This window comes from Klebsiella grimontii (genome assembly GCF_042137965.1).
GTDB classification, from domain to species: Bacteria; Pseudomonadota; Gammaproteobacteria; order Enterobacterales; family Enterobacteriaceae; genus Klebsiella; species Klebsiella grimontii.
Genome location: NZ_CP169721.1, coordinates 2,031,247 through 2,047,473, shown reverse-complemented (window position 1 = coordinate 2,047,473; position 16,227 = coordinate 2,031,247). Strand labels below are relative to the sequence as shown.

The following is a 16,227-nucleotide window of genomic DNA, read 5'->3' as shown; positions in this document are numbered from 1 at the left end:
ACGGAGCCCCTCGCGCACTGCGAGAGGCCCGGTCAACCGGCCTTACAGCCCTTTTTTCGCCAGCTCTTCTTTAAAGTTGTCACGGGTAATTAGCACCACGTCGGTTACCGCGGTGAATTTCGGCGGCTCAACGTCTTTCGTTACCCAGTTGTAAAGCATCTCGCTGGTTTTATAGCCGTGAATATCCGGGCTTGGCAGCAGAGAGCCGTAGAAGCCGGTGGCCTGGGCTTTAGAAAGCTCGTTCACCGCATCAACGCCGTTAATACCGATACCGATAACGTCAGGGGCTTTAAAGCCCTGGCCTTCGGTCGCGCGCACGCCGCCCAGCACGGTATTGTCGTTCATGCCGACGATCAGCCAGTGCTTAACATTCGGATGTTGAACCAGCATGGAGTTACCGGCGTCAAACGCGCCGGGGATGTCGTTAGATTTGGTTGGCACGCGATAGATTTGTTGCTCCGGGAAGCCGGCGGCTTTCAGCGCGTCGATAGATCCGGTGGTACGGCGGCGGGCGGTATCCAGCTCATCGGCAGTGATAGCCATAACCGCGGTGTCTTTTACATCCCAACCGCGTTTTTGCATCTCTTTATACAGTTCCTGCCCCTGACGCGCGCCGATTTCGCTGGCCGCCATCATCACCAGCGGTACGCTGTCCATCGGTTTGCCTTTGGCGTTGACGAACTGGTCATCGACGGTAATCACTTTCATATCATAGCCGCGCGCTTTGGCGACAATAGCCGCCCCGAGTTTTGGGTCCGGGGTGCAAATGACGAAGCCCTTGGCTCCGCTGGCCGCCAGGCTATCAATCGCGTTAAGGGTTTTCTCGCCGTCGGGAACAGCGATTTTAATCACATCGAAACCTAAATCTTTACCGGCCTTATCGGCAAATTTCCACTCTGTTTGAAACCATGGCTCTTCAGGCTGTTTCACCAGAAAACCCAGCTTCAGCGTCTCAGCCATAGCTGATTGTGACATAACTGCGGCAAGACCAATCGCCGCCAGCGCTTTAGTAAATTTGTGCATGGTAAACTCCAGCTTTAATTCGCTTTTATGTAGGGAAAAATAAGACTTAAATTTTTTATCGGACGAAAAACAAGGCATTAGGAAAATCTCAATCATGAGTGCCGTTGTTTAAATAGTATTAACCGGAAATTATTTCTCCATACGAGAGCCCAATCACATCGCGGAATTACAGTAATTGCGTACATATAAACAGCGAAAAAAGACATAAAAAAAGCGCTAATTGTCAGACAATTAGCGCGGGCCGTAGCAATATTCTCTATATCATCAGCAGAGTTATCCCTGGAGAGATCGCCATTGGCAATAAATGTGCTCCGCATGATCGCGAACAGGTGCCTCGTCCCCCAATAAACGGGCGGCGACGGTGAACGAAAAATCAAAAACGTGCCCTAACCCTTTACCGCTGATCAAATTCCCGTCTTCCACCACCGCCTGGTCAACATACTCGCCGTCGGAGACGTCTTGCCATAGCTCTCCCGAACAGACGTAGCGACGCCCCTTCAGCAGGCCGTTGCCGCCAAGGACTCTCGCGGCTGCCGAACAGATTGGGCAGATCAGCTTTCCTGCTTCATCGTGGGCCGAGATAAACGCCACGACGGCCTGACTGGCGGCCAAATTCACGCTTCCCTGCGGACCGCCAGGCAGAACCACCGCGTCGTATAGCGCGCCAGCGCGTTCCGTTAGCGTGCTGTCCGCCACCATGGGGATATCATGGTAGCTCACTACCGCGCGCGACTCGGCGCAGGCGAGCAGTTCAACATTGAGATGCAAGCGACGAAGAATATCAATAACCACAATCGCTTCGCCTTCCTCAAAACCCGGCGCCAGCAGCACCGCAACTTTTTTCATTTCCGTCTCCTTCAGATAGCCAGGTAGCAATAATGTGTTTACAAACACAGCATTTTTTTAAATTAACGTCATCATCTGCTCTTTGTTACATGAGTCAGAACGACCCCGCTGATTTTCTTACTCGCAGGCTACCACAAAAAAAAAGAACGATGAATCACTATTTTTAAAACGAAATTTCACTAACATTACTAGCACTACTATTAATTAGTGAGAGCTCGAAATAAAAATTCATAAAATCATTCAGATAAATTTAAATCCGATGCTAAATCTCAGCATTTTCTCTAACAAAAAACCATTATATAAAGATATCTACCGATGCTGTAACCAAATGTAAATATTAGACATTGAGAGTTTTCTTAATTGAAATATAGCGCTATTCTATATCCGTTGAGATAAGAAATTTAATACACAGGCATACGTAGAAGCTCTGAATATTATTATTCAGAGCTATCTTCCTGTGCCCCATAATTTCTACGCAGCCCTGCTATAGATGCGTCAGGATATGACGCCAGCCCCTCCAAAGAGAATAAGGATATTTTTATGGTCGTTCCACGAATGGTCCAAAAGCTAAATAACCAGATGAATCTTGAATTCCATACCTCAAATTTATATCTGCATTTAAGCGAATGGTGTACTCAGCACCGGTTGAACGGTACCGCCACTTTTCTCCGTAACCGAGCGCAAGCCAGCATAACGCAGACGATGCGGGTCTTTGATTTTATGAAAAAATCAGGCGCCTGGCCCGTGGTCAAAGCGCAAGATACCTATAGCGCTGAATGCACATCGCTTGAAGACCTCTTTAGCAAAACCGTTGAGGATTATCAGCAGCGCAGCAGCATACTCTCCAGCCTGGCGGAAGAGGCGAAGGCGCAAAGCGATGCGCCAACCCTGCGCTTTCTGACGCTGCTTGCGGAACAACAGGATCGGGATGGCATGCTGCTGGAGACGATTCTTGACGAAGTACGCCATGCGGAAAAAGCCGGGACCAGCGAACAACAAACCGATCGTTACCTGCTCGATCTGGTCAGCAACCAGCGCGGCTAACCCCATACTGGCGGGGATACGTCGCCTGTTCGTGCCCGCACTCGCTTTATCCTACCTCCCCTGCTCACCCTCTTTTTCGGCGCTTCGGCGCCGTTTTTTATTCCTGAAAAGCATTAAAAAGTTTTAACCAGATCTCATTCCCGCTCAGCCGGAGGAATTAGCAGGGTATTGGTGATCTGGATCACGTTTAAAACCATGAGTTAATAATATAAAAACAGTGTTTCAAAAATTTAAAACACGGAGTTTATTTTAATGGCAAGATATACGGCTTCAGCCTCACAGGGGCTGCAGGGAAGACCGATTTTGTTACGCCATCAGTTAGCCTACGGCGGCGGGAATTTGCTGGGAAGCGGCGCACTGGCGATCAGCGGCGCATGGCTGCTCTATTTTTATACAACCTTCTGCGGGCTGACGCTGATCGAAGCCTCCTTTATCTTTTCCGTCGCCAGTATTATTGACGCGATTAGTAACCCGCTTATGGGTTATCTCACCGATAACTTTGGCAAAACGCGGCTGGGTAAACGCTTCGGTCGTCGCCGCTTCTTTTTATTGATTGGCATTCCGCTGATGATGTTCTACCCGCTGCTGTGGGTAGAAGGCCTCGGCTTCTGGTACTACCTGTGCACCTACGTCGTCTTTGAAATCATTTATACCTCGATTATGGTCCCCTATGAAACATTGGCGACCGAAATGACAGACGATTTCTCACTGCGTTCGAAACTGACCGGTTACAAAGCGATTTTCGGCAAACTGGCCAACTTCCTGGCGGCCTTTATCCCGGGACAGTTTATCCTGCTCTATGGGAAAGAATCCGCGACCCCGTTCTTCCTGACCGGGCTCACCTACGGCGTCATTCTCATCGTGGCCATCTCCTGCCTGTGGTACTGCAGCTGGGAGCGTCCGCGAGAAGAGGAAATGAGCAAGGGAAAGAAAAAGGGGCTGCTCAGTACGCTGCTGATGCTGGCGAAAGATATGCGCTCCACGTTTTATCTGCGCGTATTCCGTAAACACCTTGGTATGTATCTCTGCGGCTTCGGCGCCGAGTGGCTGTTTGCGTCGATCTTCACTTACTTCGTTATCTTCGTGCTGCAGCACGATCCGGCGATGGTAGCCGGCCTCAACAGTCTGAACTCCATCCTGCAGCTGGTATCAACCGCCCTGTTTATCGGCCTGTGTGTGAAGAAAGGCTTCAGTAAACCTTATATTCTGGCGCTGAGCGTGGTTATCTTTGCCGTACTGCTCTACACCTCGCTGTGGTTCTTCCATCTGCCAGCACACCTGGCAACCATTCTTATGTTTGGCATTACCGTACTGTTCGGCCTGGGCACCGGCGGCGTGTACTACATTCCGTGGACCGTTTACACCTTTTTGGCGGATGTCGATGAAATCTATACCGGCCGTCGCCGCGAAGGGATCTATGCGGGAGCAATGACCTTCTCCGGTAAAATTTTGCGCTCTATCATCGTCTTTTCCATGGGGGCGATCCTCAGCTTCTACGGATTCCAGTCGAAGGCGCATACGCAGCCTGAAAGCGCGGTCACCGCGATTGCGGTTGTGTTCTGCGCGGGGGTGATTCTGCTGGCTCTGGCAGCCATTGTGTTCAGTAAGCAGATGAAGCTCGATCGTAAGGCGCACCTGGTGGTGTTGCAGGAGGTCGCGCGCATTAAGGCAGGTGGTAAGATCGGCGATATCGCGCCGGAGGTTCGCCTTATCGTGGAAGATTTAGTCGGCCACCGCTACGAAGAGTGCTGGGGCAACAGCAAGCTGTTTAAAGATACCCAGAAAGGCGCCATTCAAACCGCCGTATCCCACTAATCGGTTAAAACGCCCCGCGATCGCAATGATGACGGGGCTAACGCAGCTAGTGCGCTTCTTCCTGCGGGGTGAATTTCAGTTCAATCAGCGCGATGGCCTTTTGTACCGCCCGCAGGGTCACCGGGTCAGCCGACGCCGGGTGGCTGGCGAAATCGATAGCTTTCAGCTGGGTGGTCATTTTTTCGCGTACCTCGACAGGGGCGATAATATCAATGACATCGAGGATCTGTTTGATGACTAACTGGCAGGCAACCACGTCAGAAACCAGTTCGTCGTGTTCGGTAAGATGTTGAGACATGTTTCACTCCTTTTTTCAGGAGCGTAATAGTAACCTAAATCGTGGAATATAAAAAAACCTGCCGCAGCAGGTTTTTTATCAGAACATACCGCCAGGCGGTACGTCTTTGAAGGTTTTGCAGTAGTTTTCGAACATGCTCTTCAGGATTTTGCGCAGTTTCATGGTTGACTCCATTTTTTGTTATGCAGGTGTTAATGCCTTTACGGCTATAATATGACTTACATCACAAAAATCAATCAAAACGTGCGCAAAATCACCTATTTTTTACAAAAATAATTTAATTGTTAAACAACAGTGAGCGGAACCGAAGCGTTAAGCACTGAACGCTCCGGACAACTCTGCGCTCTCTTTGCTATGGCAGCGACACAATAATGAGTACAAACACCTCTTCCAGGGATGACCGTTCTTTTTCAGGGCCTGCGCTGCTGGTGGCTGGCGCCTTTTTTATGGAGTTTCTCGACGGCACGGTGATTGCCACCGCCCTGCCCGACATGGCGAAAGATTTTGGCGTGACGGCGGTCGATCTCAATATCGGGATTAGCGCCTATCTTATTACCCTTGCGGTCCTGATACCGGCCAGCGGCTGGATCGCCGATCGTTTCGGCGCCCGGAAAATCTTTACTCTGGCGCTGGCGATTTTTACCCTGGCTTCGGTGTTTTGCGGGCTGTCGACCCATGTTGATGTGTTCGTCGCGATGCGCATTCTTCAGGGGATAGGCGGCGCGCTGATGGTACCCGTTGGCCGGCTGGCGGTGCTGCGAACCACACCGAAACATCAGCTGATTAAGGCGATTGCTACCCTGACCTGGCCGGCGCTGGTCGCGCCAATTATTGGCCCGCCGCTGGGCGGATTTATTACCCGCTACGCCAGCTGGCACTGGATATTCTTTATTAACGTTCCGCTCGGGCTTATCGCTATCGCCCTGTCGCTGCGCATCATTCCCAATATTCGCGAAGATGAGCGCCGTCCTTTCGATCTGCCCGGCTTTCTTGCCACCTCGGTGGCGATGATTAGCCTGGTTGCCGCCATGGAGCTTCTCGGCGAGCGCCAGCCTCTGGGTTGGCACACCCTGGCGCTGCTGGCGTTAGGCCTTGGCTGTATGCTCTTCTCGCTGCGGCATTTCCGTCGAACCGCGTGGCCGATGGTGCGCCTTGATGCGCTACAGATCCCCACCTTCAGGGTCACCATGTACGGCGGTTCCCTGTTCCGCGCCTCGATTAGCGCCGTGCCGTTTCTGCTGCCGCTGCTGTTCCAGGTCGGATTTGGTATGGACCCCTTCCACTCGGGGCTGCTGGTGCTGGCCGTGTTTGTCGGCAACTTAACCATCAAGCCCCTCACAACGCCGCTGATCCGCTGGTTGGGCTTTCGCCGCCTGCTGCTGATTAACGGCGCATTAAACGTTTTCTCGCTGTTGGCCTGCGCTTTTTTAACCCCGCAAACGCCGGTTTGGCTGATCCTGGTGATTCTGTATCTTGGCGGCGTTTTCCGTTCTATCCAATTTACCGGCATCAGCACGCTCGCGTTTGCCGATGTACCTGCCACGCAAATGAGCTATGCCAATACCCTGTTCAGTACCGCTTCACAGCTGGCCGTTGGGCTTGGGATCACGCTCGGCGCGATTGGTATTCGTCTTGGGGAAGCGTTCAGCGACTGGTTTACGCTTTCTCACCTGCCGGGCATCAGCTTCCGCCTGTCGTTTATTTTTATTGCGTTGATTTGCCTGGTAGGAATGATTGATAGCCTGCATTTGAGCAGAGAAGCGGGTAGCAGCGTATCGAACAAAACAAGTAGATAAAGAAAAGGCCAGCAGCGCTGGCCTGGAAAATTCATACTGATCGGATATTAACCGACGATCTGGCGAACGAACGCTTCGATCTCTTTATTCTGGCAATTCTCAAAGAAACACTGCTGGAAACGAGGGCCAGAAACGGCGGTTTTTACCAGCTCCGGAGCGATGGCGCGCAGCGTATCCAGGTAGTTCTCCTTAACAACCGCAGCTTTCACCGTGTTCAGGATCCCGGCATTACGTACCTGAGGCTCTTTACGCTCCGGCGGATAACCTTCGCCGTTGCGACCGGTGAAGGCTTTTTCAAAGATAAAGCGGACGTTCAGCTCCGCGCCCCAGCCAAACCCTTTCGCAAACGGCAGAGAAAGCGCGTTACCGTTGTTGATCTGCGCAAACAGGAAGGCATCCGCAGGATCGATGCAGTAGCCGCAAACCACGCCCGGGTGAATATTCAGCGACATCAGCGCGCCCTGGCCCGTGCCGCAGCCGGTCACGACAAAATCGACCGCTTTCGAATTCAGCAGGATGCTGGCCATGATCCCCAGATGGATATAGGTCAGGTGATGGTCGTTTTCATCGCTCATCCCGACGTTATAAACCGGGAAACCTTTCTCGTCAGCAACGGCGTTTAACTCATTGAGGATGATGGCGTTTTTGTTCGCCTGGCTGTTTTCCATCATCAGTGCGATTTTCATGCTTTACTCTCCTGAATGCTGTGCGGGCACTCCCGCGATAGTTCGTTAGCGTTGCTAAGAACAATACTACCTTACGAACATACTTTCAAATTTTATGAAAAGTTGTTTTATAAATTGCATCTCGCCTCACACTTTTGACTTCCGTCCCCTGCCGGTAAGGCGTCGTCCCCCGCGCCCATCTCAGGCTCATCCAGTTACGGTTGCCTGGCAGGTCAATTCTCGCCGCTAAATTTGATCTGCCGATTAATGGCTTAAAATATTAAATTAAAACCATTCTCATTATTTTTAAATCGCCAATGCGTGTTATTCCCATTTGCATTATTAATAAATGATTTTATTAATTTACTTTTTGCAAATAAATTAATAACAAATTATAGTGAGCGCACAATAATCCTTAATTCTATTTTCCCGGAGCGGCCTGATGCTAAAAAATGAAATGATCGAAAAGCTGAATGCGCAGATGAACCTCGAACTTTATTCTTCTCTGCTTTATCAGCAAATGAGCGCCTGGTGCAGCTATCACAGTTTTGAAGGCGCCGCCGCGTTTCTGCGCCGCCACGCGCAGGAAGAGATGACCCATATGCAGCGCCTGTTCGACTATCTGACCGATACCGGTAGCCTGCCCAGCATCACCGCTATCGCTTCGCCGGTTGCCGAATATACCTCTCTGGATGAGCTGTTTCGCGCGACCTATGAACATGAACAGTTGATTACGCAGAAAATTAACGAACTTGCCCATGCGGCGATGACCAGCCAGGATTATCCAACATTTAATTTCCTGCAGTGGTACGTTGCTGAACAGCACGAAGAAGAGAAACTGTTTAAATCCGTTATTGATAAACTGTCCCTCGCCGGCAAAAGCGGCGAAGGCCTGTATTTTATTGATAAAGAGCTGGCAACGCTCGATACGCAAAATTAATAAAGACGGCAGCGAGGCTCAGCGCTCGCTGCCAAATTAATGGCGGCAAATTTTACTTTCGTGCGTATTAAACCCTTCATCAGCGGCAATAAACTTGCCTTTTTTCTGCAAAAACGCCACCAGCTCCGCCGCGCTCAGATTTTCCGCCGAGCAGGTATGGAATCGAGCCTCTTTCCCGAAACGGGCGATAATCGCCGCTTCCAGCGTAGCAACAGTGTAAGACTCGTCTGATGAAATCATCATTTGCAGCACTTCGTGACCATGAATTGATGGCATAACCCCTCCCGTAAACCCCGAAGAGTAAACCAGCCGCAGCGGCAGGTTATTGCGCCAGCGCAGCTTTAGCGCAACCCTTTGTGGTGTAAATTTTTCATTACGCTATCTGTAACCCTCATTTGACGAACACACTGATTTCACATACTCTGCGCGGCATAATTAATTGTGTAATCCGTGATGGATAGAGAAAAGCGTGAAGAACCGCACTCTGGGTAGTATTTTAATCGTTGCCGGCACCACCATCGGCGCCGGGATGTTAGCGATGCCGCTGGCGTCGGCGGGCGTCGGTTTCGGCGTCACCTTAGGTTTGCTGATAACGCTGTGGGCGCTGATGTGTTACACCGCCTTACTGCTGCTGGAAGTGTATCAACACGTGCCGGCGGATATGGGGCTGGGTTCGCTGGCGGCTCGCTATCTGGGCCGTTACGGGCAGTGGGCTACCGGTTTTTGCATGCTGTTTCTGCTGTACGCGCTCACCGCTGCCTATATAAGCGGCGCCGGCGAGCTGCTGGCTTCCAGCCTCAATCAGTGGCTGGACTGGCGCCTGCCTCCCGCGGCAGGTGTCCTGATTTTTACCGGGATCGGTGGAACGGTAGTGTGCATCGGGACCTCGCTGGTCGATCTTTTCAACCGCTTTTTATTCAGCGCCAAAATTATCTTTCTCGCCATTATGCTGGCTCTTCTGCTGCCGCATATTCACCAGATAAATCTGCTGACTCTGCCGCTACAGCAGGGACTGGCGCTGTCGGCCATTCCGGTGATTTTTACTTCCTTTGGTTTTCACGGCAGCATACCCAGTATTGTGAGTTATCTGGGCGGAGATATTCGCAAGCTGCGCCGGGTATTTGTCATCGGGAGCTTTATTCCCCTGGTCGCCTATATTTTCTGGCAGCTGGCGACGCTTGGCAGTATTGACTCCCCGGTATTTACCGCGCTGCTGGCAAAAAATGCCGGGCTTAATGGCCTGCTGGAAGCGATCCGTGAAGTGGTTGCCTCGGCGCATGTTGAGCTGGCGGTACACTTGTTTGCCGATCTGGCGCTGGCGACATCGTTCCTCGGCGTGGCGCTTGGGTTGTTCGACTATCTGGCCGATCTGTTTCAACGCCAGAACAGCGCCGCAGGACGGTTACAGAGCGGTCTGATTACCTTTTTGCCTCCGCTGGCCTTCGCGCTATTTTATCCACGCGGCTTCGTGATGGCGTTAGGCTACGCGGGCGTCGCGCTGGCCGTGCTCGCGCTCATGCTGCCTTCGCTGCTGGTCATGAAGAGCCGTCAGCAGCATCCCGACGCGGCATGGCGGGTGGCAGGCGGTTCTCCCGCGCTATGGCTTGTTCTGCTATGCGGAATCGGCATTGTCGCGATCCAGTTTGCGATTGTCGCAGGCCTGCTGCCCGCGGTGGGGTAAAAAAGAGGGGGCCGATTTGGCCCCCTTCTTTTATTTCACTAAACAGCACTGCTTGTATTTCTTACCGCTGCCGCACGGGCAGGGATCGTTGCGCCCAATCTTCGCCTCATTTCTGATGGGCTGCTGAACTTCCGCCGGTTGCGCGTGCTCAGTCCAGTAGTTGTATAGCGCGAGGGCCGCAGGACGAATTCGCTCAACGCTGGCGATAAACGCTTCGGCGGATAATTCATCGAGCGCCTCGAATCGCTCCTCGGTACCGTGCAGGGCGATGGCGTCCAGCTCCGCCTGCAGCTCAGACGGCAGCGCGGACCAGTCGCTCAATCCCACTCCGCGCATATAGCCGAAACACCACTCTTCGACAATCGTGAGTTCCTGCCCTTCCTCTTCCCGGCTGCCAAACATCGGCTCAAACTGATCGGGATAATCGCTTAAACGCTCGGCAATATCGCTCATTTGCTGCAGCGTCAGGTTCACAAAACGATCCCGTTCGCGATCGTTGGCCCAGCGCGGCACGTTATCCGCTCCTCCCCAGATAGCAATCAGCCACTGCGCGGGCTCAATCTCCGTCGGCCCGGAGAGAATGGCCGTCAGCAGCCCATCAAGCTCGGCAACGTCCATGATGGTGCCTTCTACCGCGTATTTCGACAGGATATCATCCAGCCATTCAACTTCGCTTTCGTTCAGGGGTCCAGTTTTCATAAACAGGCTCATCGTCGTAAAAAATGGCGCTTACAGTAGCGGAAATAGCGAGAGAAAACCACCCGGCTACTCAAGGTTCAGACGGCGCAGCGTCTCAGCAATCTCGCTAAAGGCCTCCGGCGAGAGCGGTAACAGCGGGCGCGGTAAGCAATCCTCAGCGCACATACCGAGGATCGTCGCCGCGGCGGCAGTGACCCGCAGGCTTCCGCCATACTTGCGGAACAGCATCCACAGCGGCTCCAGCCTGGCGCTTATCGCCGTCGCCCGCTGGGCCTCGCCCCGCCTCGCGGCAGCCACTATCTCTTGGGCAACGTTCGGGAAAAGTCCGCCGCACACGGAATACCATACCGCACAGCCGGCGTTCAGCCCATCGGCCGCGCTGGCGTCTCCGCTAATCCCAATAGACACCTCCGCCGGGAGCTGCTGCCGCAGGCTCTGCACGCGTTGCGCGACTTCATGGCTGGCGGGTCCGGGTATTTTCATTGAGGCAATACCCGGCAGCGCGGCTATCGCGCTTTTGAGCTCATCGGACAGAGAAATATGGGTAGTAACCGGATTGTCGTAAACGCAAACGGGTACAGAGACATGGCGACAAACGGTCTGGTAAAAAGTCAAAATTTCCTCATCTGACAGGGGCTGATAAGCCATCACCGGCAGGAGTAGCGCGTTCGCACCCGCCCGCTGGGCATCGTCTGCCAGACGAAGAACCTGATCGGTTCCCACCGCCCCGATCCCCACCATCATCGGCACAGAGCCGGCATGCGATTTTGCCTGTCGGACAACCTGCATTCTCTGCTCACGGCTGAGGTATGCGTAACTTCCCGTGGAACCGAGCACGCCGAGAGAATCGACAGCTGCGTCAACGAGACGAGTAACAATGCGAGCAAAAGCGGTTTCATCAACGCCGTGATGATTGAACGGAGTCAGAGGAAAAGCGCAGAGGCCAGTAAACATTTCATCCCCACTTATTGAGATAATGATCGAGTGCTGGCAGATAGTAGCAACAGAAGCTTGTTTTGTCCTATGACAAAATAGAGTGAGGTGACGTTGAGGGGCAAAAGAGACGTTGTAGAAAAACTAAAAAACCACCCGTAGGTGGTTTCACGACACTGCTTATTGCTTTGATTATTCTGCTTTATCCCAATGGTACCCGGAGCGGGACTTGAACCCGCACAGCGCGAACGCCGAGGGATTTTAAATCCCTTGTGTCTACCGATTCCACCATCCGGGCTCGGGATAGAAATTGGAGGCGCGTTCCGGAGTCGAACCGGACTAGACGGATTTGCAATCCGCTACATAACCGCTTTGCTAACGCGCCTTAATGCTTTAACACCCGCAGCTGCCGATGTTCTAAACTGGAGCGGGAAACGAGACTCGAACTCGCGACCCCGACCTTGGCAAGGTCGTGCTCTACCAACTGAGCTATTCCCGCATCATCAAGCTAATTTGCTAATTACTTGATTTTGTTATCGTCTGCCAGACTGTGCTGCCGTTCGATGCGATGCATTCTACTTACCTGGCGCAATGAGTCAACGATATTTTTTAAAACCTTGTGTTGTTTGCTGAAAATTGCGTCGAAACGATCACTGATCAAGCAAATCGCCGCGCGCCGCGTTCAAATATTGCAGCATAGACCATAGCGTCAGCACAGCCGCGACGAGAAACAGACCAATCCCCGCCCATTCAACCCAGATATTTGGCCGCCACAGCATCCACACCAGCGCCGCCATTTGCGCCGTGGTTTTCACTTTGCCTATCCAGGATACCGCGACGCTGCTGCGCTTGCCCAGTTCAGCCATCCACTCGCGCAGTGCGGAGATAATAATTTCACGCGCGATCATCGTGGCGGCCGGTAACGTCACCCACCAGGTATGATAATGCTCGGCAACCAGCACCATGGCAATGGCAACCATAACTTTATCGGCAACCGGATCGAGAAAGGCGCCGAAACGGGTGCTCTGATTCCAACGACGCGCCAGGTAACCATCAAACCAGTCGGTCACAGCGGCAACAAAGAAAATTAGCGCGCAGGCAAAAGGCGCCCAGGTAAACGGCAGGTAAAACGCCAGTACAAAGAAAGGAATAAGAATGACGCGAAACAGGGTAAGCAATGTAGGGATATTAAATTGCATAGTAACGGGTAACTATCTGTTGTAAGTAAAAATTAGCCCTATGTTGCTACAGAGCCCCTAATGTTTCAACGAGTAGAAGATCTTTTCTGCCAGACCGTGAGATATACCCGGTACTTTAGCAATTTCTTCCACGCTGGCTTTCTGCAACCCCTGCAGACCGCCCATATATTTCAGCAGCATCTGTCGGCGTTTTGGTCCGACCCCTTCAATGGTTTCCAGCGTGCTGGTGCTTTTTACTTTTGCCCGTTTTTTACGGTGGCCGGTAATGGCGTGATCGTGCGACTCGTCGCGAATATGCTGAATCACATGCAGCGCGGGGGAATCCGGCGGCAGGCTAAAGCCCTCGCCTTCCGGTTCAAAGAATAACGTCTCCAGCCCCGCTTTACGATCGCTGCCTTTTGCCACGCCCAATAGCAGAGGGTGATTTTTATCCCACGGCACATCCAGCTCGGCAAAAACCGCTTTCGCCTGCCCAAGCTGGCCTTTACCGCCGTCGATCAGTATGACATCGGGGATTTTATTCTCTTCTATTGCCTTGCCGTAACGACGACGCAGAACCTGGTTCATCGCCGCATAATCATCTCCCGGCGTGATGCCGGTGATATTGTAGCGGCGATACTCCGCTCGCAGCGGCCCGTTGCTATCAAAAACCACGCACGACGCAACCGTCTGTTCACCCATCGTATGGCTGATATCAAAGCATTCCATCCGGTTGACGGCGGGAAGCTTGAGCAATGTCGCCAGCGCCCGCAGGCGTTGGGTTATCGTCGAATGCTGGGAAATTTTGGTGGTCAGCGCCGTCGCGGCGTTAGTCCGCGCCAGCTTCAGGTAGCGCGCGCGATCGCCGCGGGGTTTAGTCTGTACGTTGACCCGGCGCCCGGCCAGTTCAGAGAGTGAATCCGCCAGCAGGGTTTTGTCGCCGAGGTTGAAATCCAGCAGGATCTCGCCCGGCAGCGTACGCATCTGGCTGCCCTGTAAATAGAACTGCCCGACAAACGTTTCCACCACTTCACCCAGCTCGGTGCCATTGGGCACTTTGGGGAAATAGCTGCGGCTACCAAGAACTTTCCCCTGGCGTATGAAAAGCACGTGGACGCACGCCATTCCGGCATCAAACGCCACGCCGATAACGTCCAGATCGTCCCCGGTATTGGAGACGAACTGCTTCTCCGTAACCCGGCGTACGGCCTGAATCTGGTCGCGGATCCGCGCCGCCTCTTCAAACTCCAGCGCCTGGCTGGCTTTTTCCATGCGGGCAATCAGCTGGGTCAGCACCTGATCGTCTTTACCTGCAAGGAACAGGCGTACGTAGTCGACCTGCTGGGCATACTCTTCCTCGCTCACCAGTCCCGCGACGCACGGCCCCAAACAGCGGCCAATTTGATACTGCAGGCACGGCCGCGAGCGGTTGCGATAAACGCTATTCTCACATTGGCGGATGGGGAAGATTTTTTGCAGCAGCGCTAAGGTTTCGCGAACCGCGTAACCGTTAGGGAACGGGCCAAAATATTCACCTTTAGCGTGCTTCGCCCCGCGATGCGTCGCCAGGCGAGGATGCGTATCACCGCTAAGGAAAATAAAGGGATAGGATTTATCATCGCGCAGCAGCACGTTGTAACGCGGCTGGTATAGCTTGATGTAGTTGTGCTCAAGCAGCAGCGCTTCCGTTTCGGTGTGGGTCACCGTGACGTCTATCTGGGCGATAAGCGCCACCAGCGCTTCGGTTTTACGCGAAGCCAGGTTGCTACGGAAATAGCTACTAAGCCGCTTTTTCAGATCTTTTGCTTTGCCTACATAGATGACAGTACCGCCAGCATCATACATCCGATAGACGCCCGGCTGGCTGGTCACTGTTTTCAGGAAAGCTTTTGCGTCAAAAACATCACTCACTGACTTGCTAACGACTCCGCATTGCACAGGCCATGGCGAATTGCCAGGTGCGTCAGCTCCACATCACCATGAATATTCAATTTACTGAACATGCGGTAACGATAGCTATTCACAGTCTTCGGACTTAGATTCAGCTGCTCTGAGATCTCATTGACCTTCTGACCTTTGGTAATCATTAGCATAATCTGCAATTCTCGCTCAGACAAACTGGCAAACGGCGACTCCGCCTTTTCTGGTTCGATCTGGCTAAGCGCCATCTGCTGGGCGATATCAGAGGCGATGTAACGCTGGCCTGACGCCACGCAGCGAATCGCATTCACGACCTCTTGCGGCGCGGCGCCTTTACTAAGGTAACCCGCGGCGCCAGCCTGCATCACTTTTGCCGGCAGCGGATTTTCCGTATGGACGGTAAGCATAATGACTTTAGCATCGGCAACGGAACGGGCAATTTTTCGCGTGGCCTCAAGGCCCCCGATACCCGGCATGTTCATATCCATCAGGACAACATCTACGGGATTCGCGCGGCACCATTTCACGGCATCTTCACCGCAGCAGGCCTCGCCGGCAACTTTAATCCCTTTTATATCTTCCAGAATGCGTCGTATCCCTGCGCGCACCAGTTCGTGGTCATCAACAAGAAGGACGTTGATCAAAGGAATATTCTCCAGAATTAGGGATAACGCTACTGATAGCTTATCTCCCACATATTACCGGGTTTTAACCTAATTTTAAAAGCCAAAAAATGTTGTTGGAAAGATTTCTTCCGCCGCGATGGAAATTTGTCTGCACACCTGCTGGAAAGCCATACATAACATAGAGTTGTGCAATAGTTATTTTTTAACATTCATCATACAGATTACGTAAAAACACAACACATTGCGTAGGTGATAAATAAGCGCCTGAATATGTAACAATTATTAACACGAAAACAGCGCCATGAAAAAATTAGCCCGCTTAGACCTCATGAATACGTATTATTCAGTGAATTAAATCATTCACCATTCGGATGAGAGAACGGAAATCCAGCACTCCTTTTTTTTCCTTTGCTTGTGGTATACTGCGCCGCCTTCACTTTTAGTCATGCGCATTTGCGCAGAAAGCAACCGAGGATATCGATGAGCACACCAGATTTTTCCACTGCGGAAAATAATCAAGAACTGGCACAGGAAGTTTCGTGCCTGAAAGCAATGATAACGCTGATGCTGCAGGCCATGGGTCAGGCTGATGCAGGCCGCGTGATTATTAAAATGGAAAAGCAAATCGCGCAGATGGAAGATGAGGCTCAGGCTGCCGTATTCTCCAGCACCGTTAAGCAAATTAAACAGGCATATCGTCAGTAATCATTTACCGGCTGAAGGTATTACTAACAGCCGGTCTTACGTCTGGCACGCAGAACAA

The 16,227-nt window shown here is 52.3% G+C and carries 17 protein-coding genes and 3 tRNA genes; 6 read left to right on the top strand and 14 right to left on the bottom strand.

The genetic code is table 11. From position 1 onward, the window contains the following. Positions 1-42: 42 nt before the first annotated feature. A complete protein-coding gene (locus tag ACE3MN_RS09730; RefSeq protein WP_024359886.1) occupies positions 43-1,023 on the bottom strand; it encodes an arabinose ABC transporter substrate-binding protein in 981 nt (326 codons plus the stop codon). A 273-nt stretch (positions 1,024-1,296) separates the two neighbouring features. Then, complete coding sequence (locus ACE3MN_RS09725; RefSeq protein ID WP_004136626.1) at positions 1,297-1,869, bottom strand: DJ-1/PfpI family protein; 573 nt, start codon at positions 1,867-1,869, stop codon at positions 1,297-1,299. A 540-nt stretch (positions 1,870-2,409) separates the two neighbouring features. Between ACE3MN_RS09725 and ACE3MN_RS09720 the strand changes: the two genes are divergently transcribed. Together ACE3MN_RS09720 and ACE3MN_RS09715 are read left to right on the top strand one after the other, a co-directional pair. Next, positions 2,410-2,913, top strand: a complete 504-nt coding sequence (locus ACE3MN_RS09720; RefSeq protein WP_004136625.1) for a non-heme ferritin-like protein — start codon at positions 2,410-2,412, stop codon at positions 2,911-2,913. 303 nt (positions 2,914-3,216) lie between these two features. Further along, positions 3,217-4,728, top strand: coding sequence for an MFS transporter (locus ACE3MN_RS09715; protein WP_004136624.1), 1,512 nt, complete (start codon positions 3,217-3,219; stop codon positions 4,726-4,728). A 46-nt stretch (positions 4,729-4,774) separates the two neighbouring features. Here the strand turns inward: ACE3MN_RS09715 and ACE3MN_RS09710 are convergent, their stop codons facing one another. Beyond that, the gene (locus ACE3MN_RS09710; protein ID WP_004103438.1) at positions 4,775-5,026 is read right to left on the bottom strand and encodes a DUF2766 family protein; all 252 of its coding nucleotides are present in this window, start codon (positions 5,024-5,026) and stop codon (positions 4,775-4,777) included. A gap of 78 nt (positions 5,027-5,104) precedes the next feature. Continuing rightward, positions 5,105-5,188, bottom strand: a complete 84-nt coding sequence (gene azuC, locus ACE3MN_RS09705) for a stress response protein AzuC (protein WP_004136622.1) — start codon at positions 5,186-5,188, stop codon at positions 5,105-5,107. Positions 5,189-5,397: 209 nt separating this feature from the next. Here azuC and ACE3MN_RS09700 point away from each other — a divergent pair, with 209 nt between their 5' ends. Beyond that, on the top strand, positions 5,398-6,822 hold the full coding sequence (locus ACE3MN_RS09700) for an MFS transporter (protein ID WP_004136618.1): 1,425 nt from the start codon (positions 5,398-5,400) through the stop codon (positions 6,820-6,822). A gap of 47 nt (positions 6,823-6,869) precedes the next feature. On the opposite strand, the gene ACE3MN_RS09695 is transcribed toward ACE3MN_RS09700, so the two are convergent. Further along, a complete protein-coding gene (locus ACE3MN_RS09695; RefSeq protein ID WP_049130954.1) occupies positions 6,870-7,508 on the bottom strand; it encodes an RpiB/LacA/LacB family sugar-phosphate isomerase in 639 nt (212 codons plus the stop codon). Between the two features lie 421 nt (positions 7,509-7,929). Here ACE3MN_RS09695 and ftnA point away from each other — a divergent pair, with 421 nt between their 5' ends. Then, positions 7,930-8,427, top strand: coding sequence for a non-heme ferritin (ftnA, locus tag ACE3MN_RS09690; protein ID WP_004136616.1), 498 nt, complete (start codon positions 7,930-7,932; stop codon positions 8,425-8,427). Between the two features lie 36 nt (positions 8,428-8,463). On the opposite strand, the gene ACE3MN_RS09685 is transcribed toward ftnA, so the two are convergent. Next, positions 8,464-8,703 (bottom strand): YecH family metal-binding protein, encoded by a 240-nt coding sequence (locus tag ACE3MN_RS09685; protein ID WP_004136615.1) that lies wholly within the window; start codon positions 8,701-8,703, stop codon positions 8,464-8,466. 193 nt (positions 8,704-8,896) lie between these two features. Here ACE3MN_RS09685 and tyrP point away from each other — a divergent pair, with 193 nt between their 5' ends. After that, the gene (gene tyrP / locus ACE3MN_RS09680) at positions 8,897-10,108 is read left to right on the top strand and encodes a tyrosine transporter TyrP (protein WP_024359887.1); all 1,212 of its coding nucleotides are present in this window, start codon (positions 8,897-8,899) and stop codon (positions 10,106-10,108) included. Between the two features lie 30 nt (positions 10,109-10,138). Here tyrP and ACE3MN_RS09675 read toward each other — a convergent pair whose 3' ends face one another. From ACE3MN_RS09675 to uvrY, 8 genes are all read right to left on the bottom strand, one after another. Next, positions 10,139-10,807, bottom strand: coding sequence for a YecA family protein (locus ACE3MN_RS09675; protein WP_004136609.1), 669 nt, complete (start codon positions 10,805-10,807; stop codon positions 10,139-10,141). A gap of 66 nt (positions 10,808-10,873) precedes the next feature. Beyond that, entirely contained in the window at positions 10,874-11,761 is an 888-nt protein-coding gene (locus tag ACE3MN_RS09670) for a dihydrodipicolinate synthase family protein (RefSeq protein WP_102649742.1), read from the bottom strand. Positions 11,762-11,951: 190 nt separating this feature from the next. Next, positions 11,952-12,038, bottom strand: a tRNA-Leu gene (locus ACE3MN_RS09665). Positions 12,039-12,051: 13 nt separating this feature from the next. Further along, positions 12,052-12,125, bottom strand: a tRNA-Cys gene (locus ACE3MN_RS09660). A 38-nt stretch (positions 12,126-12,163) separates the two neighbouring features. Further along, positions 12,164-12,239 (bottom strand) — tRNA-Gly (locus ACE3MN_RS09655). A gap of 151 nt (positions 12,240-12,390) precedes the next feature. Further along, the gene (pgsA, locus tag ACE3MN_RS09650; RefSeq protein WP_004122100.1) at positions 12,391-12,939 is read right to left on the bottom strand and encodes a CDP-diacylglycerol--glycerol-3-phosphate 3-phosphatidyltransferase; all 549 of its coding nucleotides are present in this window, start codon (positions 12,937-12,939) and stop codon (positions 12,391-12,393) included. Between the two features lie 57 nt (positions 12,940-12,996). Beyond that, the gene (gene uvrC, locus ACE3MN_RS09645) at positions 12,997-14,829 is read right to left on the bottom strand and encodes an excinuclease ABC subunit UvrC (RefSeq protein WP_049099988.1); all 1,833 of its coding nucleotides are present in this window, start codon (positions 14,827-14,829) and stop codon (positions 12,997-12,999) included. After that, positions 14,826-15,482, bottom strand: coding sequence for a UvrY/SirA/GacA family response regulator transcription factor (uvrY, locus tag ACE3MN_RS09640; protein WP_004122102.1), 657 nt, complete (start codon positions 15,480-15,482; stop codon positions 14,826-14,828). Before uvrY ends, uvrC begins: the two co-directional genes overlap by 4 nt. Positions 15,483-15,944: 462 nt before the next feature. On the opposite strand from uvrY, the gene ACE3MN_RS09635 reads away from it, so the two are divergent. Further along, positions 15,945-16,169: a DUF2594 family protein gene (locus ACE3MN_RS09635; protein WP_004122104.1), complete on the top strand. Its 225-nt coding sequence runs from the start codon at positions 15,945-15,947 to the stop codon at positions 16,167-16,169. The last annotated feature ends 58 nt before the right edge of the window (positions 16,170-16,227 follow it).